Source organism: Terrabacter sp. Ter38 (assembly GCF_024519435.1).
Lineage (GTDB): Bacteria > Actinomycetota > Actinomycetes > Actinomycetales > Dermatophilaceae > Terrabacter.
The window spans coordinates 141659-165430 of sequence record NZ_JALJRZ010000007.1; the positions used below are offsets into that span (position 1 = coordinate 141659).

At 71.6% G+C, this 23772-nt stretch carries 23 protein-coding genes; 14 read left to right on the top strand and 9 right to left on the bottom strand.

Going from position 1 to position 23772, the window contains the following annotated elements; translation table 11 throughout:
* The first annotated feature begins 96 nt into the window (after window positions 1-96).
* The 10 genes from NR112_RS15415 to NR112_RS15460 all read left to right on the top strand — a co-directional run bounded on the left by NR112_RS15415 (window position 97) and on the right by NR112_RS15460 (window position 10143).
* The gene (locus NR112_RS15415; RefSeq protein WP_256795190.1) at window positions 97-1209 is read left to right on the top strand and encodes an ABC transporter ATP-binding protein; all 1113 of its coding nucleotides are present in this window, start codon (window positions 97-99) and stop codon (window positions 1207-1209) included.
* Window positions 1210-1211: 2 nt separating this feature from the next.
* Entirely contained in the window at window positions 1212-2093 is an 882-nt protein-coding gene (locus NR112_RS15420) for a glycerophosphodiester phosphodiesterase family protein (protein WP_256795191.1), read from the top strand.
* A gap of 248 nt (window positions 2094-2341) precedes the next feature.
* Entirely contained in the window at window positions 2342-3004 is a 663-nt protein-coding gene (locus NR112_RS15425; RefSeq protein WP_256795192.1) for a TetR/AcrR family transcriptional regulator, read from the top strand.
* A 2-nt stretch (window positions 3005-3006) separates the two neighbouring features.
* Entirely contained in the window at window positions 3007-3468 is a 462-nt protein-coding gene (locus NR112_RS15430; protein WP_020144076.1) for a PPOX class F420-dependent oxidoreductase, read from the top strand.
* Window positions 3469-3476: 8 nt separating this feature from the next.
* Window positions 3477-4685 (top strand): dephospho-CoA kinase, encoded by a 1209-nt coding sequence (gene coaE, locus NR112_RS15435; protein ID WP_256795193.1) that lies wholly within the window; start codon window positions 3477-3479, stop codon window positions 4683-4685.
* A 44-nt stretch (window positions 4686-4729) separates the two neighbouring features.
* A complete protein-coding gene (locus NR112_RS15440) occupies window positions 4730-5779 on the top strand; it encodes a biotin/lipoate A/B protein ligase family protein (RefSeq protein ID WP_256795194.1) in 1050 nt (349 codons plus the stop codon).
* 77 nt (window positions 5780-5856) lie between these two features.
* Complete coding sequence (locus NR112_RS15445; protein WP_256795195.1) at window positions 5857-6240, top strand: YciI family protein; 384 nt, start codon at window positions 5857-5859, stop codon at window positions 6238-6240.
* Window positions 6241-6280: 40 nt separating this feature from the next.
* Window positions 6281-8395 (top strand): excinuclease ABC subunit UvrB, encoded by a 2115-nt coding sequence (uvrB, locus tag NR112_RS15450; RefSeq protein WP_256795196.1) that lies wholly within the window; start codon window positions 6281-6283, stop codon window positions 8393-8395.
* A 41-nt stretch (window positions 8396-8436) separates the two neighbouring features.
* Window positions 8437-8805, top strand: coding sequence for an MmcQ/YjbR family DNA-binding protein (locus NR112_RS15455; protein ID WP_256795197.1), 369 nt, complete (start codon window positions 8437-8439; stop codon window positions 8803-8805).
* A gap of 222 nt (window positions 8806-9027) precedes the next feature.
* Entirely contained in the window at window positions 9028-10143 is a 1116-nt protein-coding gene (locus tag NR112_RS15460; protein WP_256795198.1) for a TerC family protein, read from the top strand.
* Between the two features lie 122 nt (window positions 10144-10265).
* Here the strand turns inward: NR112_RS15460 and NR112_RS15465 are convergent, their stop codons facing one another.
* Window positions 10266-10703 (bottom strand): VOC family protein, encoded by a 438-nt coding sequence (locus NR112_RS15465; protein ID WP_256795199.1) that lies wholly within the window; start codon window positions 10701-10703, stop codon window positions 10266-10268.
* 131 nt (window positions 10704-10834) lie between these two features.
* Between NR112_RS15465 and NR112_RS15470 the strand changes: the two genes are divergently transcribed.
* Window positions 10835-11764, top strand: coding sequence for a hypothetical protein (locus tag NR112_RS15470; protein WP_256795200.1), 930 nt, complete (start codon window positions 10835-10837; stop codon window positions 11762-11764).
* Between the two features lie 105 nt (window positions 11765-11869).
* On the opposite strand, the gene NR112_RS15475 is transcribed toward NR112_RS15470, so the two are convergent.
* The 5 genes from NR112_RS15475 to NR112_RS15495 are packed head-to-tail and all read right to left on the bottom strand — an operon-like array spanning window position 11870 to window position 16749.
* The gene (locus tag NR112_RS15475) at window positions 11870-13243 is read right to left on the bottom strand and encodes an MFS transporter (protein WP_256795201.1); all 1374 of its coding nucleotides are present in this window, start codon (window positions 13241-13243) and stop codon (window positions 11870-11872) included.
* Between the two features lie 57 nt (window positions 13244-13300).
* Complete coding sequence (locus tag NR112_RS15480; protein ID WP_256795202.1) at window positions 13301-14176, bottom strand: DMT family transporter; 876 nt, start codon at window positions 14174-14176, stop codon at window positions 13301-13303.
* Window positions 14173-14967, bottom strand: a complete 795-nt coding sequence (locus NR112_RS15485; protein WP_256795203.1) for a C40 family peptidase — start codon at window positions 14965-14967, stop codon at window positions 14173-14175. Before NR112_RS15485 ends, NR112_RS15480 begins: the two co-directional genes overlap by 4 nt.
* Window positions 14968-15001: 34 nt before the next feature.
* Window positions 15002-15571 carry a hypothetical protein gene (locus NR112_RS15490; RefSeq protein ID WP_256795204.1) on the bottom strand — a complete coding sequence of 190 codons (570 nt, stop codon included), beginning with the start codon at window positions 15569-15571 and terminating at the stop codon, window positions 15002-15004.
* The gene (locus tag NR112_RS15495) at window positions 15571-16749 is read right to left on the bottom strand and encodes a C39 family peptidase (RefSeq protein ID WP_256795205.1); all 1179 of its coding nucleotides are present in this window, start codon (window positions 16747-16749) and stop codon (window positions 15571-15573) included. The genes NR112_RS15490 and NR112_RS15495 overlap by 1 nt, the downstream gene beginning before the upstream one ends.
* Window positions 16750-16887: 138 nt before the next feature.
* Between NR112_RS15495 and NR112_RS15500 the strand changes: the two genes are divergently transcribed.
* The 3 genes from NR112_RS15500 to NR112_RS15510 all read left to right on the top strand — a co-directional run bounded on the left by NR112_RS15500 (window position 16888) and on the right by NR112_RS15510 (window position 20457).
* Complete coding sequence (locus NR112_RS15500) at window positions 16888-17205, top strand: hypothetical protein (RefSeq protein ID WP_256795206.1); 318 nt, start codon at window positions 16888-16890, stop codon at window positions 17203-17205.
* A gap of 170 nt (window positions 17206-17375) precedes the next feature.
* Window positions 17376-19034 carry an FAD-dependent oxidoreductase gene (locus tag NR112_RS22990; protein ID WP_256795207.1) on the top strand — a complete coding sequence of 553 codons (1659 nt, stop codon included), beginning with the start codon at window positions 17376-17378 and terminating at the stop codon, window positions 19032-19034.
* A gap of 19 nt (window positions 19035-19053) precedes the next feature.
* Window positions 19054-20457: an ATP-binding protein gene (locus NR112_RS15510; RefSeq protein ID WP_256795208.1), complete on the top strand. Its 1404-nt coding sequence runs from the start codon at window positions 19054-19056 to the stop codon at window positions 20455-20457.
* A 67-nt stretch (window positions 20458-20524) separates the two neighbouring features.
* Here the strand turns inward: NR112_RS15510 and NR112_RS15515 are convergent, their stop codons facing one another.
* From NR112_RS15515 to NR112_RS15525, 3 genes are read right to left on the bottom strand one after another with little or no spacing between them, the layout of a single operon-like run.
* Window positions 20525-21211 carry an MBL fold metallo-hydrolase gene (locus tag NR112_RS15515; RefSeq protein WP_256795209.1) on the bottom strand — a complete coding sequence of 229 codons (687 nt, stop codon included), beginning with the start codon at window positions 21209-21211 and terminating at the stop codon, window positions 20525-20527.
* A gap of 2 nt (window positions 21212-21213) precedes the next feature.
* Window positions 21214-21915: a maleylpyruvate isomerase family mycothiol-dependent enzyme gene (locus NR112_RS15520; protein WP_256795210.1), complete on the bottom strand. Its 702-nt coding sequence runs from the start codon at window positions 21913-21915 to the stop codon at window positions 21214-21216.
* Window positions 21912-23762, bottom strand: a complete 1851-nt coding sequence (locus NR112_RS15525) for a glycoside hydrolase family 15 protein (protein ID WP_256795211.1) — start codon at window positions 23760-23762, stop codon at window positions 21912-21914. The genes NR112_RS15520 and NR112_RS15525 overlap by 4 nt, the downstream gene beginning before the upstream one ends.
* Between the last annotated feature and the right edge of the window lie 10 nt (window positions 23763-23772).

The window sequence follows — 23772 nt, forward strand, 5'->3', positions numbered from 1 at the left end:
CCGCTCCGGAGTGACGTGGGAGGTGGCGAGCACGCTCGCCACCTCCCACGTCCCCGGCTCCAGACCCCCGAACCAGAACGACCCGAGAGGCCACCGATGGCAACCGTGTACTTCGACGAGGCGACTCGTCGGTTCTCCAAGGACGACGTCCCGGCGGTCGACGGCATCACGCTCGACATCGCCGACGGTGAGTTCCTCGTCCTCGTCGGCCCCTCGGGCTGCGGCAAGTCGACGACCCTGCGGATGCTCGCGGGTCTCGAGCCGGTCGACGGCGGGCGCATCCTCGTCGACGGTCACGACCAGAAGGGGGTGCGCCCGCGGGACCGGGACATCGCCATGGTCTTCCAGAGCTACGCGCTCTACCCGAACATGTCGGCCGCCCAGAACATGGCCTTCGCCCTCGACAACGCGAAGGTGAGCAAGGCCGAGACGAAGCAGCGGGTCGCCGAGGCCGCCAAGATCCTCGAGCTCGAACCGCTGCTCGACCGCAAGCCCGGCCAGATGTCGGGCGGTCAGCGCCAGCGCGTCGCCATGGGCCGGGCGATCGTGCGCAACCCCAAGGTCTTCTGCATGGACGAGCCGCTGTCCAACCTCGACGCCAAGCTGCGCGTGTCCACCCGCTCGCAGATCGCGGGCCTGCAGCGCAGGCTCGGCATCACGACGGTCTACGTCACCCACGACCAGGTCGAGGCCATGACGATGGGTCACCGCGTCGCGGTGCTGCGCGACGGGAAGCTCCAGCAGGTCGACACGCCGGAGCGGCTCTACGACCATCCGGTCAACACCTTCGTCGCGGCCTTCATCGGCTCGCCGGCGATCACGCTCGTCGAGTCCGGAGTGCGCGAGGGCGTGGCGCGCGTCCACGGCGTCCCGGTGCCCCTGGACCGTGCTGTCGCCGGTCGTGCGGGGGAGAAGGTCGTCGTCGGGCTCCGTCCGGAGTCGTGGCACGTCGTCGAGACGCCGGCGGGTGGGAGCCGGGACGGCTCCGACCCGTCCGCGCTCGCGCTCACCGTCGAGCTCGTCGAGTCGCTCGGCTCGGAGTCGTTCGTCTACGGCCGCCCGGTCGGCGCCGACGAGGGCGCCGACCGCGTCACCGTGCGCCTCGACAAGCGCACCCACCTGACGGTCGGTGACACCGTGCACGTCGAGCCCAACCACGGCGAGGTCCATCTCTTCGACGCTGCCTCCGGCGAGCGGATCGAGGCCTGAGGATGGCATCTCGCCCCGGTCCCTGGGCGTCGGGCCGCTTCGACGTCGAGGGGCATCGCGGCGCCAAGGGGCTCGTCGTCGAGAACACGCTGGCCAGCTTCGCCGCCGCGTACGACGCCGGGGTGACCGGCGTCGAGCTCGACGTCCGGCTCACCGCCGAGGGGGAGGTCGTCGTCTGGCACGACCCGGTGCTGCTGCCTCCCAAGTGCCGGTCGACCGAGCCGGGCCTCGTGGGTGCCCGGGTCGCCGACCTGAGCCTCGAGCAGCTGCGCACGGTCGACGTCGGCAGCCAGACGCTCGCCGGTTTCCCGGAGCAGCGACCGTCGCCGGGCGCCCGCATCTCGACGTTGGACGAGGTGCTCGCGCACGGGATCGAGCACGCGCCCGACGTGTGGTGGACCATCGAGCTCAAGGTCGACCCGCTCGACCCGGGTGAGTCATCTCGACGTCGACAGCTCCTCGAGGCGGTCCTGGCGAGCGTCCACGAGGCCGGGCTCGAACGGCAGTGCTTCATGCACTCGTTCGACTGGGCCGTGCTCGAGCTCTCGGCAGAGCTCGCGCCCGACGTCATCCGGTCGGCCCTCGTCGAGGCCGCGGTGACGTGGGTGCCGGGCAGCCCCTGGACGGGCAGCGTCAGGGTGGGGGAGTCGCACGACGACGTGTGTGCCGGGGCCGCCGCCGTCGGCGCCGGCGTGATCTCGCCCGAACACGTGCTCGTCGACGCGGACTTCGTGCACCGCGCGCACGCGGCCGGACTCGCGGTCCTGCCGTGGACGGTCAACGCGCCGGCGCGGATGGTCGAGCTCGTCGAGGCGGGAGTCGACGGCATCGTGTCGGACTACCCCGACCGAGCCGTCTCGGTGCTCGCGCCGGCACCCGCCTGACGCCGAGGGCTCGCGATGCCGTGCCTCGTGCCGTAGCGAGGGGCCGGACCTGATGGTCCGGCCCCTCGCTCCCCCTCCGGTGCCCCTCCGGGGCGGAGCCGTGGCGCCCGTGGCACACTCGTGCGGTCGACAGGCGCCGATGTCGACGCTGTCACCGTTCGGTGCAGCAGACGGGTGGGGACCCCTGGACCCCACCCATTCGCTAGAACGCCGTTCCAGCGAACTCATGATGCGTTCGAAGGGCTCCGATGTCAACAGACCGGGCGTACGACAACAGCTCGCGTGCGGAAGCAGCCCTGGCCACCCGGCGCCGGATCATCGAGGCTGCCGGCGAGATGCTCCTGCGCGACGGCTACCACGCCATGTCCGTGAGCGCGCTCGCCGCGAACGCCGGCGTCAGCGCGCAGACCGTCTACAACGCCGTCGGCGGCAAGGCGGCCGTCGTCAAGGCGGTCTACGACGTGCTCCTCGTCGGTGACGACGCGCCCGTCGCCATGCAGGACCGGCCGGAGTTCCGCGCCATGTCGACGGCCCCGGACCGTGAGGGCTTCGTCCGGGCGTACGCCGCGTTGTGCGCGACGATCTACGAGCGGGTCGGCCCCCTTCTCGGCGTGCTCCTCGCCCAGGGCGCCGGCGGCGACACGGGCTTGCAGGAGTTCGTCGCGACGATCGACCGCGAGCGCCGGGCAGGCAACACGAACGCCCTCAACGCCCTCGAGGCCGCTCACGGGCTGCCCTCACAGCTCGACCGCGAGCGCTTCATCGACATCGTCTGGACCGTGACGTCGCCCGAGATCTACGACCGTTTCGTGCGACGCTGCGGGTGGACCCACACGATGTATGCCGCCTGGCTGGCCGAGGCGGTCGTCGCGATCTTCGACCGCGCCAGCAGCGCCGAGCAGGAGGAATGACCATGCCCCGCCAGATCGCGACCAACACCGAGGTCGACCGCGACGCGATGCTCGACTTCGTCCGTCCGCGCCACTCGATGGTGCTCATGACGCAGCGCGCCGACGGGCGCCCGCAGGCCTCGCCGGTCACGGGCGGCGTCGACGAGCAGGGACGCATCGTCATCTCCACCTACCCCGAGCGTGCCAAGACGACGAACGCCCGGCGCCGGCCGCAGGTCAGCGTCCTCGTCCTGTCCGACGACTTCGGCGGTGAGTGGGTGCAGGTCGACGGCGACTGCGAGGTCATCGACCTGCCGGACTCCGTCGAGCCCCTCGTCGACTACTTCCGCGCCATCTCGGGCGAGCACCCCGACTGGGACGAGTACCGCCAGGCGATGCGCGACCAGGGCAAGTCCCTGCTTCGGGTCACGCCCACCCGGTGGGGTCCGGTCGCCAGGGGCGGCTTCCCCGCCCGCCTCGCCTGAGGTCACCCGTGCTGCGCGTCGGAGTCACCGGAGGGATCGGGTCGGGCAAGTCCACGGTCTCGCGACGGCTGGCCGAGCGGGGCGCGCACGTCATCGACGCGGACGCCGTCGCCCGCGAGGTCGTCGAGCCGGGCGAGCCCACCCTGCAACGGATCCGGGCACGCTTCGGTGAGGCGGTCGTGCGTGACGACGGCAGCCTCGACCGGGCAGCCCTGGCCGCGATCGTCTTCCCCGACCGCGACGCCCTCGATGCGCTCGACGCCATCACCGGGCCAGCCATCGCGGCCCGCGTCGCCGAGCGTCGGGCCGACGCTCCTGACGACACGGTCTCCGTCTACGACATGCCCCTCCTCGTCGAGCGCGGGTTGTGGGTGCACGAGCACCTCACGGTCGTCGTCGAGACGGACGTCGAGACGCGGGTGCGCCGGCTCGTCCGAGAGCGAGGCCTCGACGAGAAGGACGCCCGGCACCGCATCGCCGCCCAGGCGACCGACGACCAGCGCCGTGCGGTCGCCGACGTCGTGCTCGACAACGCCGGTACGCCCGACGACCTCGCCCGCGCCGTCGACGCCCTCTGGCACGAGCGGCTCGTGCCCTATGAGAGCAACCTCGTGACCGGCACCCGGTCACGCCGGCCGGACCTCGCGCGAGAGTGCGTCGTCGACCCCCGCGCGGACTGGGAGCCACGCGCCGAGCGCGTCGTCGCCCGTCTCGCTGCGGCACTCGCACCGACGGGCATCGTCACCGAGGTGTCGCACATCGGCTCCACGTCCGTGCCTGGCCTGCTCGCCAAGGACGTCATCGACGTCCAGATCGGGGTCCGCCACCTCGCCGACGCCGACCGGGACGATGTGCAGCGGGCGTTCCGGGACGCCGGGTACGTCTTCTCCCACGGCATCCACAGCGACACGCCCCACCCGCTCGGGTCCGACCCGGCCGACTGGACCAAGCGCTTCCTCGGCGGGTGCGACCCGGGCAGCCACGTCCACGTCCACGTCCGTGAGCACGGCTCCGGAGGCTGGCGATTCGCGCTCCTCTTCCGCGACTGGCTGCGCCACGAGCCGCCCGAACGGGAGGCGTATGCCGCGGAGAAGCGCCGGCTGCTCGGGCTGCACGAAGCCACCTCGGACTACGTCGTGGCCAAGGAGGCGTGGTTCGAGGGCGCGTGGCAGCGCGCGACGGACTGGGCCGAGCGCACCGGATGGCAGCCGCGGTAGGGGGCACCCGGCATACGCAGGGGGTGTGTGGTGTTGAGCGTGACATGCGTGGTGAGTACAAGGTCCCCGGTGGCAAGCTCGTGGCGGTCGACCTCGAGGAGGTGGACGGCCGGCTCGCCGGGGTGAGCGTGTCGGGTGACTTCTTCCTCGAGCCCGACGAGGCGCTCGGCGACATCAACGCAGCCCTGACGGGCATGCCCGTCGACGCAGGCGTCGAGCAGCTGGCCGCCGCCGTGACGGGCGCCCTCGGCGACGGCGTGTCCCTCATCGGCTTCACGGCCGAGTCGATCGGCATCGCCATCCGTCGTGCCCTGGGCAAGGCCACCGGGTGGGACGACCACGCCTTCGACGTCATCTCCGCCCGCGTTCTCGACCCGGCGCTGCACGTCGCCCTCGACGAGGTCATCGCGCGCGAGGTCGCCGCGGGGGAGCGCCCGCCGACGCTGCGCTTCTGGGACTGGGACAGCCCGCTCGTCGTCATCGGCTCGTTCCAGTCCTTCCGCAACGAGATCGACCCGGAGGGGGCCGAGCGCCACGGCATCGACGTCGTGCGGCGCATCTCCGGCGGGGGTGCCATGTTCATGGAGCCCGGCAACACCATCACGTACTCGCTCGTCGTGCCGACCTCCCTCGTCGAGGGGCTGAGCTTCGAGCGGTCCTACTCCTTCCTCGACGAGTGGGTCATCGAGGCGCTCGCCGACGTCGGTGTGACGGCCCACTTCGTGCCGCTCAACGACATCGCGAGCGACCGCGGCAAGATCGGCGGTGCCGCGCAGAAGCGCTTCGTGTCGGGTGCGGTCCTGCACCACGTGACGATGGCCTACGACATCGACGCTGACAAGATGCTCGAGGTGCTGCGGATCGGCCGCGAGAAGATGAGCGACAAGGGCACGAAGTCCGCCAACAAGCGTGTCGACCCGATGCGTTCGCAGACGGGCATGACGCGCGACGCGATCCTCGAGTCGTTCACGGCGTCGTTCGCCCGGCGCTACCGGACGACGGTCTCCGACTACACCGAGGCCGAGCTCGCCGAGGCCCAGCGGCTCGTCGACGAGAAGTTCGCGACCCCGGGGTGGACCCACCGCGTCCCGTGATGTCGAGACCGGCGTGTCCGCTCCGACGTCCCTCCGGAGGCGGCAGACTGGCCACCCGCGAACCGAAGGGACATCCCATGAAGTACGTCATCCTCATCCACTCCAACCCGCGGCCGTGGGGCCACCCGACCGGTGACTTCGTCGCCGAGGCGCTGGCCCGGCCGCAGGAGGAGCGCGACGCCGGAGGCGCGGCCTTCGACGCGATGCTCGAGGAGCTGTCGAAGAGCGGTGAGCTCAAGGGCGGTGAGGCGCTCGGCGACCCGGCGTCGGCACGGCTCTACCGGTGGGCCGAGAGCGGCACGGTCGCGACGGACGGTCCGTATGCCGAGAGCAAGGAGCACCTGGCCGGCTTCTTCCTGCTCGACGTGGCCACCCGGGAGCGGGCCGAGGAGCTCGCCGTGAACTTCGCGGGGCCCGGCGACACCATCGAGCTGCGACCCGCCTACGTCTGGGAGGAGTAGGCGAGTGGGCGCTGTCGGTCGTGCGACGTACGGTTGAGCCATGCGTCCCACGACCGACCTCCAGCGCACGGTGGCCCCCTTCGAGGTGATCTCCGAGTACACCCCGAGCGGTGACCAGCCCACGGCGATCGCCGAGCTCGCCAAGCGGGTCCGGGCGGGGGACACCGACACCGTGCTGCTCGGTGCCACCGGCACCGGCAAGTCGGCCACGACGGCCTGGCTCATCGAGCAGGTCCAGCGGCCGACCCTCGTCATGGCACCCAACAAGACGCTCGCCGCGCAGCTCGCCAACGAGTTCCGCGAGCTGCTGCCCAACAATGCCGTCGAGTACTTCGTCAGCTACTACGACTACTACCAGCCCGAGGCCTACATCCCCCAGACGGACACCTACATCGAGAAGGACAGCTCGGTCAACGACGAGGTGGAGCGGCTGCGGCACTCGGCGACCAACTCGCTGCTGACCCGACGTGACGTCATCGTCGTCGCCTCGGTGTCGTGCATCTACGGTCTCGGGACGCCGCAGGAGTACGTCGACCGGATGGCCCGGCTCAAGGTCGGCCAGGAGGTCGTGCGCGACGACCTGCTCCGCCGCTTCGTCGAGATGCAGTACACCCGCAACGACCTCGCCTTCACGCGCGGCACCTTCCGCGTCCGCGGCGACACCGTCGAGATCATCCCCGTCTACGAGGAGCTCGCGATCCGCATCGAGTTCTTCGGCGACGAGATCGAGCGCATCTACACCCTGCACCCCGTGACCGGCGAGGTCGTCAACGAGGAGCAGGAGATGTACGTCTTCCCGGCGTCGCACTACGTCGCCGGCCCCCAGCGGATGGAGCGCGCGATCCGGGGGATCGAGCTCGAGCTCGAGGACCAGCTGGCCCTCTTCGAGAAGCAGGGCAAGCTCCTCGAGGCCCAGCGCCTGCGCATGCGCACGACGTACGACCTCGAGATGATGCGGCAGGTCGGCTTCTGCAACGGCATCGAGAACTACAGCCGCCACATCGACGGTCGCACGTCCGGCTCGGCCCCGAACTGCCTCATCGACTACTTCCCGGAGGACTTCCTCCTCGTCCTCGACGAGTCGCACCAGACGGTGCCGCAGATCGGCGCGATGTACGAAGGCGACATGTCCCGCAAGCGGATGCTCGTCGAGCACGGCTTCCGTCTCCCGAGCGCGATGGACAACCGGCCCCTGAAGTGGGAGGAGTTCCTCGAGCGCATCGGGCAGACGGTCTATCTCTCGGCGACGCCGGGGGAGTACGAGCTGGCCAAGTCCGGGCCGCCGGTCGAGCAGATCATCCGCCCCACCGGTCTCATCGACCCCGAGGTCGTGCTCAAGCCGACCAAGGGCCAGATCGACGACCTCATGCACGAGATCCAGGAGCGCACGAAGCGCAACGAGCGTGTCCTCGTCACGACCCTGACGAAGAAGATGGCCGAGGACCTCACCGACTACCTCCTCGACAAGGGCATCCGGGTCCGCTACCTCCACAGCGACATCGACACGCTGCGCCGGGTCGAGCTGCTCCGCGAGCTGCGCACCGGTGTCTTCGACGTCCTCGTCGGCATCAACCTGCTCCGCGAGGGCCTCGACCTGCCCGAGGTCTCGCTCGTGTCGATCCTCGACGCCGACAAGGAGGGCTTCCTCCGCTCCGCCCGGTCACTCATTCAGACCATCGGGCGCGCGGCCCGAAACGTGTCGGGCCAGGTCCACATGTACGCCGACAAGATGACACCGTCGATGGAGCAGGCGCTCGACGAGACCAACCGGCGCCGTGAGAAGCAGATCGCCTACAACACCGAGCACGGCATCGACCCGACGCCGCTGCGCAAGAAGATCGCCGACATCACCGACCTGCTCGAGCGTGAGGACGCCGACACCCAGGAGCTGCTCGGCTCGGGGCGCATGCAGTCTCGCGGCAAGAGCGGCTCGGGGCGCGGCGCGATGGCGGCCGACGTTGGGGTGTCCGCGGGTGGCTCGACCAACCGTCCGGCGGACATGGCCGCGGCGGACCTCGCCGGGCTCATCCAGGAGCTCACGACCCAGATGCACCAGGCGGCGGCCGAGCTGCACTTCGAGCTCGCAGCGCGCCTGCGCGACGAGATCGGCGACCTCAAGAAGGAGCTGCGGCAGATGAGTGCCGCGACGCGGTGAGGGCACGGTGAGGGCACGGTGAGGGCACGGAGGGCACGCTGATGGCTGAGGGTGCCGGGAGGGGCGTGGCGGCACGGCTCCGCGCCGCCGCCCTTGCGCTCCCCGGGGCGTGGGAGGACTCCCCGTGGGACGGCGACACCGTCGCCAAGGTCGGCGACAAGATCTTCGTCTTCCTCGGCGACGACTCGATCGGCGTCAAGAGCGCTCGCAGCCGCACCGAGGCCGACGAGTGGCTGCATCGCTACCCCGACGACGCCTCGGTCATGGCCTACATCGGCCGGCACGGGTGGAACACCCTGCGCACCACGGGCGCGATCGACCCGGATGAGCTCCTCGAGGCGATCGAGACCTCCTACGAGATCGTCGTCTCGGGTCTGCCGCGCAGCAAGCGCCCCGGGACGGTCGGATGACCGCCGTGCGACAGTCGACCCGTCGTGCTCACGGTGCGGACCGATTTGAGGCGCGCGGCTCGGAGTGAAAGACTCAGGCGTTCACGGAGGGGAGTATCCCCGACACGACGGGCTCGTCATCACGGAGTGGGTCTCACCGCCGCTCCCGGTCCCGTCGGTCCGGCAGCTCGCCGGGCGGGAGAGACCTCCGGTTACTGCTCTGGTGACCGGAAGGTTGTGCCCATGAACGTTCCCGTGTGGGGTTGGTTCCTCACCATCGGTCTGATGACCGTCTTCCTCGCGGTCGACGTCTTCGTCATCGCGCGGCGACCCCACGTCCCGTCGATGGCCGAGGCCGGCAGGCATCTGGCCTTCTTCGTCGGCCTCGCCGTCCTCTTCGGACTCTTCATCTGGTTCGAGTGGGGCGCGCAGTACGCCGGCGAGTTCTACGCCGGCTGGCTCACCGAGTACTCGTTGTCCGTCGACAACCTCTTCGTCTTCCTGCTCATCATGGGCAGCTTCAAGGTGCCGAAGAAGCTCCAGCAGTCGGCGCTCATGGTCGGCATCGTCATCGCGATCATCCTGCGTGGCATCTTCATCGGGCTCGGCGCGGTCGTCATCAACGCGTACGCGTGGGTCTTCTACATCTTCGGCGCCTTCCTCGTCTACACGGCGATCAAGCTCGCGACCGGCGGCGAGAGCGACGACGACGAGTACCACGAGAACCGCTTCCTGCTCTGGGTCGAGAAGCGCTTCCCGGCGACCAAGGAGTGGCACGGCACGAGCCTGACGGTGATCGAGAACGGCAAGCGCCTCATCACGCCGATGCTCATCGTGATCCTGGCCCTGGGCACGACCGACCTGCTCTTCGCGCTCGACTCGATCCCGGCGATCTATGGCTTGACCAACGAGCCGTACCTCGTCCTGACGGCCAACATCTTCGCCCTCATGGGACTGCGCCAGCTCTACTTCCTCATCGGCGGCCTGCTCAAGAAGCTCGTCTACCTCAGCATCGGCCTCGCGGTTCTCCTCGCCTTCATCGGCGTCAAGCTCTTCATGCACGCGATGCACGAGAACAACCTGCCGTTCATCAACGGCGGCCAGCCGATCGAGGGCGTCCCCGATATCCCGATCCTCGTCTCGCTCGGTGCCATCGTCCTCATCCTCGGCGTCACCACCGTCGCGAGCCTCTGGAAGTCCAGCCGCGACGCGAAGCTCGCGGCCGCGAACGGCTCTGCCGCCGTTGACGGCCGCCAGGATGGCGACATCGAGGCTCCCGACGTGTCCGCGGACGCCGCCGCCGGACCGCCGGCCGAGGACGACATGACCACTCCTCGCGCCACGCACGACCAGCGCTGAGGTATGCCGTCACGACGCGTCCGCCGACCACCCGGTCCGGCGGGCGCGTCAGGACGCGCCCGCCGGACGCCTCCTCCGTCGTGCAACGGCAGCCGCCGTGCGTCGACCAGGAGGCGCCGGCATCAGGCGCCCTTGAGCTCCTGGGCCAGCATGACGATGATGCCGCTGGGTCCGCGCAGGTACGTCAGCTTGTAGACGTCTTCGTAGGTCGCCACGCCGCGCAGCGGGTGGCACCCGTGCCTCGCAGCGATCGCCAGAGCCTCGTCGATGTCGTCGACCGAGAAGGCGACTCGGTGCATCCCGATCTCGTTGGGCAGCGTGGGCGTCGTCTCGATGGCGCTGGGGTGGATGTACTCGAAGAGCTCGAGGCGGCCGTGCCCGTCCGGCGTCTGGAGCATGGCGATCCTGGCGTGGTTGCCGTCGAGGCCCACAGCGGTGTCGGTCCACGCACCGCTGACCGTGTCCCGGCCGAGCACCGTCAGTCCGAGATCGGTGAAGAAGGCGATCGTCGCCTCCAGGTCGTCCACGGCGATGCCGACGTTCTCGAGCTTGATGGGCATGCCCTGCACGCTACCGAAGCGGGCTGACGCGTTGCCGGATTGCCCGGTGACGTCGCCCTCCGTGGGCGTCGGCCGCGAGTAGGGTCCGAGCATCGGGGGAAGAGGTCCTCCGACGACGACAGGGGAACCTCATGAGGACAAGACTGCGCACCGTGGCCGCTGGGCTCGCACTGACGCTCGCACCGACGCTCGGCGTCGTCGCCGCATCGCCGGCCACGGCTGCCGACCCGGTCGGCTTCGCCAAGGTGAGCAGCTGCGCCGACCCGCAGCTCAACGCGTTCGACCACTGGTCGGGCCACACGCTCGGGGCCTACAAGGACACCAACTGGGTGCCGCAGGGGATGACGTACGACTCCGCGGGCGACTACCTCTACGTCTCGATGTACCACCGTGACGCCGCCGAGGTGCCGCGCATCGTCGTCTACAAGCGATCGACCTCCGCATGGGTCAAGACGATCGAGCTGAGCGGCGTCCCCAAGACGGGACATGCGGGCGGTCTCACGATCGGGAGAGGCAACCTCTACGTCGCCGACAGCGTCGGCGGCGCGCGGATCTACCGCATCCCGATCGACCGCATCCGTGCCGTGCCCGCCGGCGCCCGCAAGGCGGTCAGCTACGCCGCGCGCTACACCCTGAACAGCCTGGCGCGGGCGTCCTACGTCGACTACGACGGTGGCTCCCTCTTCGTCGGCGACTTCTACAACAACGTCATGCGTCGCTACCCGACGTCCGCCGCCGGCACGGTGACGCTGGCCCCCAACGCCTCCTACTCCACGCCGACCATCGTCCAGGGCGTGCAGGTCACGAGCAGCCGGTTCGTCTTCAGCCGCTCGTGGGGCCGGGACAACCTGAGCAAGGTGACGACGCAGGTGAGGTCGACGGGTGCTCGCACGAGCCACAACACCCTGCCGATGATGGAGGGGATCGTCTGGGCTCCGCAGTCTGCGGGCTCGTCGGTCAAGCGTCTCTACTCCGTGTTCGAGTCGACGTCCAAGGAGTACGCCGACTCCAACTGCCGCACCCACGCCATCTGGAGCGCCTCCAGCGGCTACATCCTCTGACCCGCGGCGCGTCGTCCCCCTGTCACCGCCTGCACGTGTGACAGGGGGACCTCGGGATCCGGAGGCGGCCCCGGTGGAGGACGTCAGTCCGACGGCCCGGTGTGGTCAGCGGACGCGGTGCGCGACGACCCAGCCGAGCAGGGCGGGGACGGCCATGACCGTGAAGACGACGGCATACGCCCCGGGGACCGACGAGCCGGCCCCGGCGAAGACGATGGCCGAGAGGGCGATCGCCGTCGCGGCCCCCGACGAGTCGCCGATCTGCAGGGCCGAGCTGACGAAGCCCTGCTCCGTGGACCCGGCGCGCGCGAGGGCCTGGGCCGTCACGCGCGGGTAGAGCGTCCCGATCCCGAGGCCGACGACGGGGAAGAGGGCGATGACGACCCAGGTCGGAGCGTCGAGCGCCACGGCTCCGGCGAGGGCGAGGAGGGCGAGGGCGATCGCGGCGAGGGAGAGGGCCGCCGTGCGTCCGATCTCGAAACGGCGGTCCCAGCGGCCCTGGACCCATGATCCGGCGAACCAGGTGACACCCGTGACCGTGAGGGCGACGCCGGCGAGGCTGGGGCTGAGGCCGTCGCGTTCGGTCAGGAGGCGAGGCAGGTAGACCTCGGCGCCACTGAACGCGGCAAAGGCGAGGGCACGCAGCGCGACGTCGGTCGGCAGCCCCCGCGCGGCCCGCAACGTCCCGCGCGGTGTGAGCGGGATGAGGGTCAGGCCCACGACGACGAGGGCGAGCACCGCCAGGGTGACGCCCCACGGGTCGAGCCGGTCGGCGGCCGCGTTGAGACCGAGCACGGCGACGGCGAGCACGACGGACGCGGCGATCGACCGCCATCGCCAGGGCACGTCGACGACGTCCTGCCGGAGCCCGGTGATGATGCGGCCGAGCAGCACGGCCGCGACGACGAGGACGACGAGTGCCAGCCCGAAGACCCAGCGCCAGCCGATCGTCTGGGTGACGAGGCCGGCCACGAAGGGTCCCGCGATCGACGGCACGACCCAGGCGGCCGAGAAGCCGGCGAGGATCGCCGTGTGCAGTCGCTGGGGGTAGACGCGGGTCACGAGGACGTAGAGCGCCGTGCTCGTCATGCCTGCCCCCAGGCCCTGCACGACCCGCGCTGCGACGAGGACCCCCATCGTGGGCGCGAGGCCGGCGACGACGAGACCGGCGGCGAAGAGCACCAGGCCGATGAGCAGTGGCGGCCGCGGCCCGCGACGGTCGGCGAGGTTGCCGGACCACACGATGCTGACGATCCCCGATGCGAGCGTGGCCGTGAAGGCCATGGCGTACAAGGACGCGCCGTCGAGCTCGCGGGCGATCGTCGGCATGACGGTGGTCAGGGCGAGCGCCTCGAAGGCGTGCAGGGAGACGAGGGCGATGACGCCGATGGTCGTGGCCCGCAGCGCGGGGGCGAGGATGCCGCCGCCCGCGTCGGGGACGGCCGCGCCGGTGTCAGGGCGCATCGTGCTGGAGGTCATCCGGCGACGGTAGGACCTCAGGTGCACCTGAGGTCAAGCACGAGGCCCGGCGGGACATCAGCCCGGCCCCAGCGCGGCGTCCGGTGACTCGGGACGCGACTGGGCGCCGAGGACGATGACGCTGGCGAGGACGACGAGTGCCATACCGGCCACCTGCCCTCGGTCGAGCACCTGGTCGAGGACGACGAACCCCGCGAGGGCCGCGACGACCGGCTCGAGGCTCAGCAGGATGCCGAACACGCGTTGTGCGAGGTGGCGCAGGGCGACCAGCTCGAGCGAGTAGGGCAGCACGGACGACAGGACGGCGATGCCGAGACCGAGCGCGACGTCCCGCGGCGTCCAGCGGTCGACGGACGCCAGGCCGAGCGGTGCGACCACGACCGTCGACACGATGAGGGCGAAGGCCAGCCCGTCGAGACCCCCGAACGCCTTCCCGGTGCGCTGGCTGAGGACGATGTAGGCCGCCCACATGACGCCCGCGAGGGCGGCGAAACCGACGCCCACGAGGTCGAGCTGGTCCCACGACGTGTGCAGCACCCCGGAGACGAGCACGACGCCGAGTGCCGCCGCGGCGACCGCCAGGACGTCCCGCGGCCGACGGCTCAGCGCGGCGGCGAGACCCAGTGGGCCGAGGAACTCGATCGTCACGGCCACGCCGATGGGCAGGTGCGCCAGGGATGCGTAGAACGAGGTGTTCATCGCGGCGAGCGCGAGCCCGAAGAGCACGACGGTGCCCCAGTCGGAACGGCTGCGACCCCGCCACGACGGGCGCGCGACGGCATAGAGGATGACCATCGCGAAGAAGAGGCGCAGCAGCACCGAGCCGGGCGCCCCGATGCGGGGGACGAGCGTGGCTGCGAAGGCACCACCGAACTGGACGGAGACGACACCGCCGAGGACGAGCAGGGGAGCGCTGCGGGAGTCGACGCTCACGGCATCGGCAGGCGCCCTGCGCCGACGAGGGTGGCGAGGCGGTCGGCGGGCAGGTCCTCCTCGACGAGCACGCCGCCGGTCTCCGAGGCGTGGACCATCCGCCCGGGGCGCACGACGATGCCCACGTGGTGGATGCGCTGACCCGGCCTGGCGAAGAAGTAGAGGTCGCCCGACTCGACGGCGTCGGGCTCGACCGGCGTCGCGAGCTCCGCCTGGGCGTACGCGTCGCGGGCTACCACGACGCCGAGGAGGCGCCACGTGTGCAGCACGAGTCCTGAGCAGTCGAAGCCGAGGGGGGACACGCCGGACCACAGGTAGGGCAGTCCGAGGTGGCGGCGGGCCTCGGCGACCGCCGGGTGCGTGTCGTCGGGGTCGGGCGCGCCGGGCGCGTCGATGACCGGCGCCGGACCCTCCACGAGGGTCTCGCCAGCGGGCGTCAGGTGGGCCGAGGGCACCCACCCCGGGTAGCCGCGGTCGTCCTTGGGGGAGAGCTGCCACGGTGCCACGACGTGGGACCACGTGCCGGACTCGGAGGTCTCCGTCACGACGACGGGCTCCCCGGCGAGCAGCTGCGACTCCACCCGACCGTGTAGACCGAGCCGCCCCTGGCCGGACTCGTCGTCGGAGGGGTGCCCGTCGAGTGCGGCGAGCCAGGCCGCGGCATCGGGCTCGTCGGCGACGACGGGCGCGTCGACGGGGCGTGGGCTCCCCGGGCTGGACCAGACCGTCGTCACGGGGACGCGGACGAGGTGGGTGGCGGTGACGGCGTGGACGGCGACGGACGGGCTCACGCCCGTCATCCTCGCACCCGGCTCCTGGGCTCGCTCAGGCCGGCCACGCGGCGGACCCGGCGACGTGCACGGGCCGGCCGTCCACGGTCACCTCCCACACGAGGTGCTCCGGCGTCCGCTCCCACGTGAGGACCGGCTCGCCCGTGTGCGCGCCCTCGCCGGCGCCCTCGCCGGCGGCGGCCACGGCCGTGGCCGTGATGGTCGGCAGGTCGGTCCAGAGGAGTGCCGGCGGGCACGACTCGAGGTCGCCCTCGTGACGCTGGAACGTCGACCACCGGCGTATGCGTGCAGCGGGCTCGCGGACGTCGCTGCCGTCCGTGCCCGGCGGAGTCGTCGCGACGTCGACGAGCGCGAACCCGAGGAGGCGCTCGCCGATGGTGACGGGCACGAACCACGGTCGCATCTCGTCCACCCGGTCGCCCGGGGCGCTGACCGAGCCCGGTGACCGGACCGGCACCGGTCGCCCCACGACGCCCCGCCCGTGCACGAGTGGACCGACCCTGTTCGCGTCCGCGACGAGCTGCTGCGCCGCGGCGCGGGCGTGCTCGGCGAGGATCGAGCCGTCGTCGCGGGTCCCCCCGGGGCGGTCGGCGTCACGGTCCATCAGGCCAGTGTGACCTGCGCGGTGAAGGTGCGGCGGTACGTCGTCACGTCGAAGTTCTCCCAGCGCGTGACGACTCCGGTGCTCGGCGGCCACGGGTCGAAGACGGTGAGCCCACGGTCCGTGGCCGTCAGCAGGAGCCAGCCCGTCTCGGAGTAGCCGACGACGGTCCGCGAGTGGCCCGGCACGAAGCTGACGAGCGGCCGGTTGGCGTTGATCTCGCTGACGAAACGCGAGAACGGGTTCGTCGTGTACATCGTCGCGTCGAGGGCGTTGCTGCTGAGCCGCTCGAGGACGGTGACGACGAGCGCGTCGTTCGCGTAGGGCAGCCCCGTCGGGCTCGACAGCGTGCCGAGGCCGAGCTCGGCCGCGACCCGCACCTGGTCGTACTGGTAGCGGTAGAAGTCGAGCAGCATCTGCACGCTCGCGGCGACGCACCACACGTTGGTCTGCTGGCCGCGCAGCTCGTAGCAGACCTGGTGGTCGCTGGTGCGCGTGCTGTAGTGCAGGTCCCGACGGCGGGTGCGCAGCAGGATGTCGACGGTGTCGACGACGGAGACCGTGTAGCGGTCCCGGTCGAGGCGCTCGACGAGCCGCGACAGCTCGCCGACCGCGGTGTCGTAGCGCGCGGCCCGGGACTCGCGGGCCTTCGCGGTCAGGCTGCCGAGGAAGGACCAGCGCTCGAAGTCGGCTGGGGGTGCGCCGCGCTCGCGCCTGCTCGCCGGCGGGACGACCTCCCACGTGTGCAGCTCCAGCATCGTCACCTCGCGACCCTCGCGGAGGAGCTGGAGCGCGAGCTTCGGGTGGCTGTAGTCCACGAAGCGCACCTCGTCGACGTCCACCTGGGTGCCGTCGTTCTGCTTGGCGACCACCTCGAGGGCCTCTTCGACGAGGCGCTCGGGCTCCCAGACGGCATCGGGCGAGGCGGCGACGAGGACGGCGCCCATCGCGGAACTGGCTCCGACGTCGAGGTAGCCACGAGCCTTCCTGCCCCGGAGGCGGGCCCGCCAGAAGAGGACGTCTCCTGACAGGTCGTGCACCGGCGTCGCCGCCGACTCGACCTCGGCGTCCGCGAGCGAGCGGGGGAGCGCGTCGACGCTGAGCAACAGGCTCGCGTGGGTGGCGGCGAGCGCGACGTAGCGCTCGGACTCCTGGCTGACGACAGCGGTGGTGACAGACATGGATGGCTCCTTCGCACGGTTGCCCGTCAGTGGCCGGCGGTCCGCTGCCTGATACCCCCCTGTCCCTTCCCTCACGAATCGGTGTGGACCTCGGAGAGGTACTGGTCTGCAGGCTCTGGGCGCCGTACCGTCAGGAGTATGGAAGAGCGAATCACCCTGGAGGGATTCGATCCCCCGAAGAACCGACGTCACGGCCCCGACGGAGACCTCGTCGACGTCCAGGGATGGCTGCACGCCCCGCTCGACTGGACGGGTGGGCCCCGGCTGGAGCGGACCTGGCGGGCACGCCACGGCCGGTCGCGCCTCGGCGTCGGCCTCTCCGTCGCGGGCAACCCGCGCCGCCACCTCCTGCTGACCAACGTCCCGCCGGACCTCGACTTCCTCCGGTCCGAGCTCGAGTCGCTCATCGCGGAGCTCGACCCCGACACGACGTCGGACCTCGAGGACGCCCAGTAGCGGGACGCCGCGTGGCCGCGACACCGGGTGACGCCCGACGCGGCACGCGACGCCGCGTGCCCGGTTCGTGACACCGTGCCCCGCTCCGCCCGTCTCGTCCCGCCCACCTCGACGGGGTGAACCGCCCCGACTCGCCCCCGCACACGGGTTCCCGCTCGTACGCTGAGCGCGTGGCGAGACCCGCGATCATCACCGTGGACGACGACGCGCCGGTCTCGGCCGCGATCGCCAGGGACCTGCGGGCCCGCTACGGCGCCGAGCACCGCATCCTGCGCGCGTCCTCCGGGCCCGAGGCCCTCGACCTCGTGGCTCGTCTCGTCCTGCGCAACCAGCCCCTCGCGCTCGTCGCGTCCGACCAGCGGATGCCCGGGATGACCGGCATCGAGCTGCTGGCTCGGGTGCGGGTCGACGTCCCGGACGCCAAGCTCTTGCTGCTCACGGCGTACGCCGACACCGACGTCGCGATCTCGGCCATCAACGACATCGGGCTCGACCACTACCTCCTCAAGCCCTGGGACCCGCCCGAGGACCGGCTCTACCCCGTCGTCGACGACCTGCTCTCCGACTGGCACAACGCGCACCCGGAGCGCGCGTCCGACGTCCGCGTCGTGGGCCACCGGTGGTCCGAGGCGAGCGACCTCGTCAAGACCTTCCTCGCCAACAACCACGTTCCGTACGTCTGGCTCGACGTGGAGCGCGACGAGGAGGGGGCTCACCTGCGCGACCTCGCGGGCGCCGGGCCGGAGGACCTCCCGCTCGTCCTCGTCCCCGACGGCGACACCCTCCGTGCCCCGACACCGGTCGCCGTCGCGACGGCCCTGGGGCTGCGCACCCGGGCCGAGCGCGCCCTCTACGACCTCTGCATCGTCGGCGGCGGACCGGCAGGGCTCGCCGCCGCGGTCTACGCCGCCTCCGAGGGCTTGAGCACCGTCGTCGTCGAGCACGACGCCCCCGGCGGGCAGGCCGGGCAGAGCGCGGCGATCGAGAACTACCTCGGCTTCCCGCGGGGCCTCTCCGGTGCCGACCTCGCGCAGCGGGCGATCGCGCAGGCCCGCCGCTTCGGCGCCGAGATGGTGCTCGCCCGGGACGTCATGGCGCTCGAGCAGCGCGGACCGGTCCGTGCCGTGCGCCTCGACGGAGCCGACGACATCGAGGCTCGCAGCGTCGTCCTCGCCACCGGCGTGTCCTACCGACGTCTCGAGGCCCGCGGCATCGACGCACTCTCGGGTCGTGGCGTGCACTACGGGTCCAACGCCGGCCAGGCGGCGGCGTGCGCCGGGGACGAGGTCTACGTCGTCGGCGCCGCCAACTCGGCAGGCCAGGCGGTGCTCAACCTCGCCCGCCACGCCAGGCGCGTCACCCTCGTCGTCCGCGGCGAGTCGCTCGAGGCGAGCATGTCGCAGTACCTCGTCACGCGGATCCGTGCCGACGAGCGCATCCGCGTCCTGTGTCGCACCGAGGTCGTCGCGGTGGACGGTGACGGCCACCTGGAGCGGCTCACCCTCTCGGACCGGCACACCGGCGCCACGACGGAGGTCGAGGCCGCCTGGCTGTTCGTCTACATCGGCGCGTCGCCGCGCACCGACTGGCTCGGCGCCGACGTCGCACGCGACGAGCACGGCTTCGTCGTCACCGGCCACGATCTGGTCGTCGGACAGCAGGCCCACGGGTGGCCACTCGCCCGGCCGCCGTTCGCCCTGGAGACGAGCCTGCCGGGCGTCTTCGCGGCGGGCGACGTGCGCTCGGACTCGATGAAGCGCGTCGCGTCCGCCGTCGGCGAGGGCTCGATGTCCGTCTACTTCGTCCACCGCTACCTCGCCACGATCTGACCGGCACACGGGACCCGCGATGCTCGAGCTCTCCGACCTCCGCACGGTGGCGCTCTTCGACGGGCTGGACGACGACCAGCTCGTGCAGCTGCTCGAGGGCGGCGCCGAGGTGCCGATCGTCCCCGGCGAGGTGGTCTGGCTCGAAGGTGACCGCGCCGACTTCTGGTGGGTCGTCGTCGACGGAGCACTCGACCTCTCGCGCCACATCGGCCGCGAGGACGTCGTCGTCGGCCGGATGGACGTGCCCGGTCGCTGGGCGGGCGGGTTCCGGGCCTGGGACGAGCACGGGGTCTACCTCGCGACGGCCCGTGGCGTCGCGCCCGGACGGCTGCTGCAGGTCCCGGCCGAGCGCCTCGGCGAGCTGGCGAACATCTGGTTCCCCTTCGCCGCGCACCTCGTCGCAGGCCTCTACGGCACGGCGCGGTCGATCGAGGCGACGGCCCGCCAGCGCAGCGGGCTCGTCACGCTCGGGACGCTCGCGGCCGGGCTGGCCCACGAGATCAACAACCCCGCGGCTGCCGCTGCCCGGTCCTCCGCCGAGCTCGCGCACGCCTGCGACGGTCTGCTCGACGCCCTGCGCCAGATGGCCACGGCCGGTCTGACCGCGACCCAGTTCGGTGAGCTCGACGCGCTGCGCGGCGAGCTCGTACCGCCGACGACGTTGCCCGACCCGCTCGAGACCGCCGACCGCGAGGAGGTCCTGGGGGAGTGGCTCGACCGGGCCGGTGTCGAGCGGCCGTGGGAGCTCGCCGCGTCCCTCGTCTCCGCCGGCGCCGACGTCGGCTGGGTCGAGCGGGCCGCCGCGGCGGCACCGTCCAACGGGCTCGGCGCCTGTCTCGGCTGGGTCGCCCGCACCATCGACGTCTCGTCGCTCCTCGGCGAGGTGCGCGAGTCGACCCGCCGGGTGTCCGAGCTCGTCGCCGGCATCAAGTCCTACTCGCAGATGGACCGCGCCTCGCACCAGCGGGTCGACGTCCGGGAGGGGCTGGAGAGCACGCTGCTCGTCATGGGCCCTCGGCTGCGTCCCGGTATCACGGTGGTGCGCGACTGGGGCGGTGACGTGCCGCTCGTCGACGGGATGCCCGGCGAGCTCAACCAGGTCTGGACCAACCTCGTCGACAACGCCGTCGACGCCATGGGCGGCGTCGGCACCCTCACCGTCACGACGCGTCTCGACGGAGAGTCCGTCGTCGTCGAGGTCGGTGACACCGGCGCGGGCATGAGCCCGGAGGTGCAGCAGCGAGCGTTCGAGCCGTTCTACACGACCAAGGACGTCGGCCGCGGGACCGGCCTGGGCCTCGACATCGCCCACCGCATCGTCGTCGATCGCCACGGCGGGTCGATCGAGATCGAGTCCCGGCCGGGCGACACCCGCATGCGCGTGCGCCTCCCGGTCCACGCCGCCCACGCTCCCGCGCCCTGACCAGCGGGGCGGCGGGGCGGCATACGCCATCGCGCCGGGGCGCGTGCCGTGCCGCCCGGTCAGGCGGTCACCAGCCGCGGGCGCGCCACTCGTCGAGGTGCGGGCGCTCGGCGCCCAGGGTGGAGTCGTCGCCGTGACCGGGGTAGAACCACGTGTCGTCGTCGTAGACGTCGAAGACGCGGGTCGTGACGTCCTCGATGAGGGAGTCGAAGCTCTGCCCGGGGTTCTTCGTGTTGCCGATGCCGCCGGGGAAGAGGCTGTCGCCGGTGAAGAGGTGGGTGTGCCCGCCGGGCGCCGGGTCGGCGTAGGCGAGGGCGATCGACCCCTGCGTGTGTCCCCGGAGGTGGACGACGTCGAGCGTGACGTCGCCGACGGACACGGTGTCGCCGTGTCCGACCCGATCGTCGACGGGCACGGGCAGCGCGTCGGCGTCGTCCGCGCCGGCGATGGTGCGGGCGCCCGTGGCCGCGACGACCTCGGCGAGCGCACCGACGTGGTCGTGGTGCTGGTGCGTCGTGGCGACGGCGTCGAGGCCACCCCCTCCGCCGGCCACGAGCTCGAGCAGGCGCTCGGGCTCCGCCGCGGCGTCGACGAGCAGCTGCGCCCCGGTGGCCCTACAGGTCAGCAGGTACGCGTTGTTGCCGAAGCCGCCGACCTCGAGCTTGCGGATCGTGAGGTCGGCCAGCTCGCGGACGCCGGGCGGCCCGCCCGCGGTGACGTGACCGGAGTACGGGTCGTCGGGTGCGTGCGTCATCGTCAGCCTCCGAAGGGCAGGGTCGGGACGGGACCGTCGAAGCTCACGCCGTCCGTGCGTCCGCGGGCGAGCCACAGCACGACGTCGGCGGCGGACCCGGCCACCTGCGTCGCGCCGTCACCGATGACGTGGTCGTCTCCCTCGGTCGTCACGACGTGCAGGGACGGGGGCGTGTCGTCGTGCGCGAGGCGGTTGGCGGCGTCGCGGAGGAAGAGCGACACGACCTCGGGCGGGGCGCTCGCGAAGGTGTAGCCGGCGTCGAGGTCGACGTGGTGGTAGACGACCTCGCGCAGCCGCATGAACGGCACCATCCCGACAGGGATCGGGAAAGCGCCCGGGGTGCGCTCGACGCGGACGTCGGCGTGCTCGGGGTGCAGGGCCTCGAGCCGCTCGGCGAGGCGGGCCGCCGTGTCGCGGATGTCGGTCGCGTGGTCGTGCGCCGACCGACGGGCGCCGCGCTCGATGTCGGCGTCACGCGAGTCGACGTCGTCGTACATCGTGTCGGCGGTGCCGGTCAGGGCCACGTCGCACACGCGCACCAGGGCGTCGGCGTTGCGGGCGAGGTGCGCGAGCACGTGACCGCGCGACCATCCCGCGCAGAGCGACGGGGCGAGCACCGCGTCGTTGCGGAAGGAGGCCGCCGTGGAGGCGACCCGGTCGGTCTCGGCCGCGACGAGCGCGGGTGTCACGTCGGCGTGCTTCATGCCGTGGCCCTCCCTGGCTGCTTCTCCGTCGCCGCGTCGGACGCCGCGCCCGAGGCCTTGGCGAGGGCAAGGGCGGCGCCGACGAGTGTCAGGTGCGAGAACGCCTGCGGGAAGTTGCCCACCATGCGCTTCGCGATCGGGTCGTACTCCTCGGAGAGGAGTCCGACGTCGTTGGTCAGGCCCACGAGCCGGTCCATCAGCTCGGTGGCCTCCGTCGTCATACCCGCCTTCGCGTAGGCCGTCACCAGCCAGAAGGAGCAGGCGAGGAAGGGGTGCTCGTCGCCGGCCAGGCCGTCGACGCCCGTGCCGGTGCGGTAGCGCATGACGAGCCCCTCGCGCAGCAGGTCGGACTCGACGGCGGCGATGGTGCCGAGCATCCGCGGGTCGTCACCGTCGACGAAGCCGATCGACGAGAGCGTGAGCAGGGACGCGTCGACCTCGGCGGTGTCGTAGTGCTGGACGAAGGTGTTGCGCTCGGTGTCGAAGCCCTTCGTCATGACCTCCTCGCGCACCTGGTCGCGCAGCTCGCGCCAGTGCTCGACCGGCCCCTCGACGCCGTGCTGCTCGACGGCGCGGATCGCCCGGTCGAAGGCGGCCCACACCATGACGCGCGAGTGGGTGAAGTGCCGCAGCGGGCCCCGGATCTCCCACAGGCCGTTGTCGGCCTCCTCCCAGTGCTGGGCGAGGTGGTTGACGAGCGCCCGCTGCAGGTGCCAGGAGTCGTCGTTCTCCTCCAGTCCCTTCGACCGCGCGTGGTCGAGCGAGATCATCACCTCGCCGAGCACGTCGGTCTGGCGCTGCTCGACGGCCGCGTTGCCGACGCGCACGGGGCGCGACGCGGCATACCCGGGCAGGTGCTCGAGCACCCGCTCGGGGAGGTCACGGCCGCCGTCGACGCGGTACATGATCTGCATGTCCTCGGGGTCACCGGCGACGGCGCGCAGCAGCCACGCCCGCCACAGCTCGGTCTCCTCGACGTAGCCGCAGCCGAGGAGGGCCTCGAGCGTCAGGGCGGCATCCCTCAGCCAGCAGAAGCGGTAGTCCCAGTTGCGCTCGCCACCGAACTCCTCCGGCAGCGAGGTCGTGGCGGCGGCCACGATCCCGCCGGTCGACTGGTGGGTCAGGCCGCGCAGCACGAGGAGCGAGCGCGTGACGGCCTCCTCGTAGGGGCCGACGTAGTCGCTGCGGGAGGCGTACTCCTCGCTCAGCGCGATCGTCTCGTCGATGCGCGCGCGCACCCGTAGCGGTGGCGGGATCTCCTCGTGGCTGCGGAACCACGTCGTCGAGAAGGTGAACGTCTGACCGGCGACGACGTCGAACTCGTCGACGTGGTGGCCGTCCTGGGCGTGGGGGAGGCGGGCGCCGCGCAGGACGAGCATGTCGGGACCGGCGATGGCCGTGATGATCTCGTCGGTGTGGTCCTCGCGGTCCTCGGTGTGGCGCATCACCCACGGGCGGGTGCGGCCGTAGTTGAAGCGCACCGTCCACTCGTGGACCATCCGGACCGTGCCCTCGACGCCCTCGATGCGGCGCAGGAGGTCGGAGCGACCGTCGCCGAGCGGCATGACGTCGGTGACGCGCACCCGGCCGGTGGGAGTCTCGTGGACCGTCTCGAGGACGAACGAGTTGCCGACGTACCGGCGGGTCGTGACCGCGTCCGGGTCGACCGGCGTGATGAGCCAGCGGCCGTGGTCCGGTGTGCCGAGCAGCGCCGAGAAGCAGGCGCGCGAGTCGAACCGGGGGAGGCACAGCCAGTCGACGGAGCCCTTGCGGCTCACGAGGGCGGCGGTGCCGAGGTCGCCGAGCACTGCGTAGTCCTCGATCGGGGTGGGCACGGGCTCACTCATGACTGCGAGT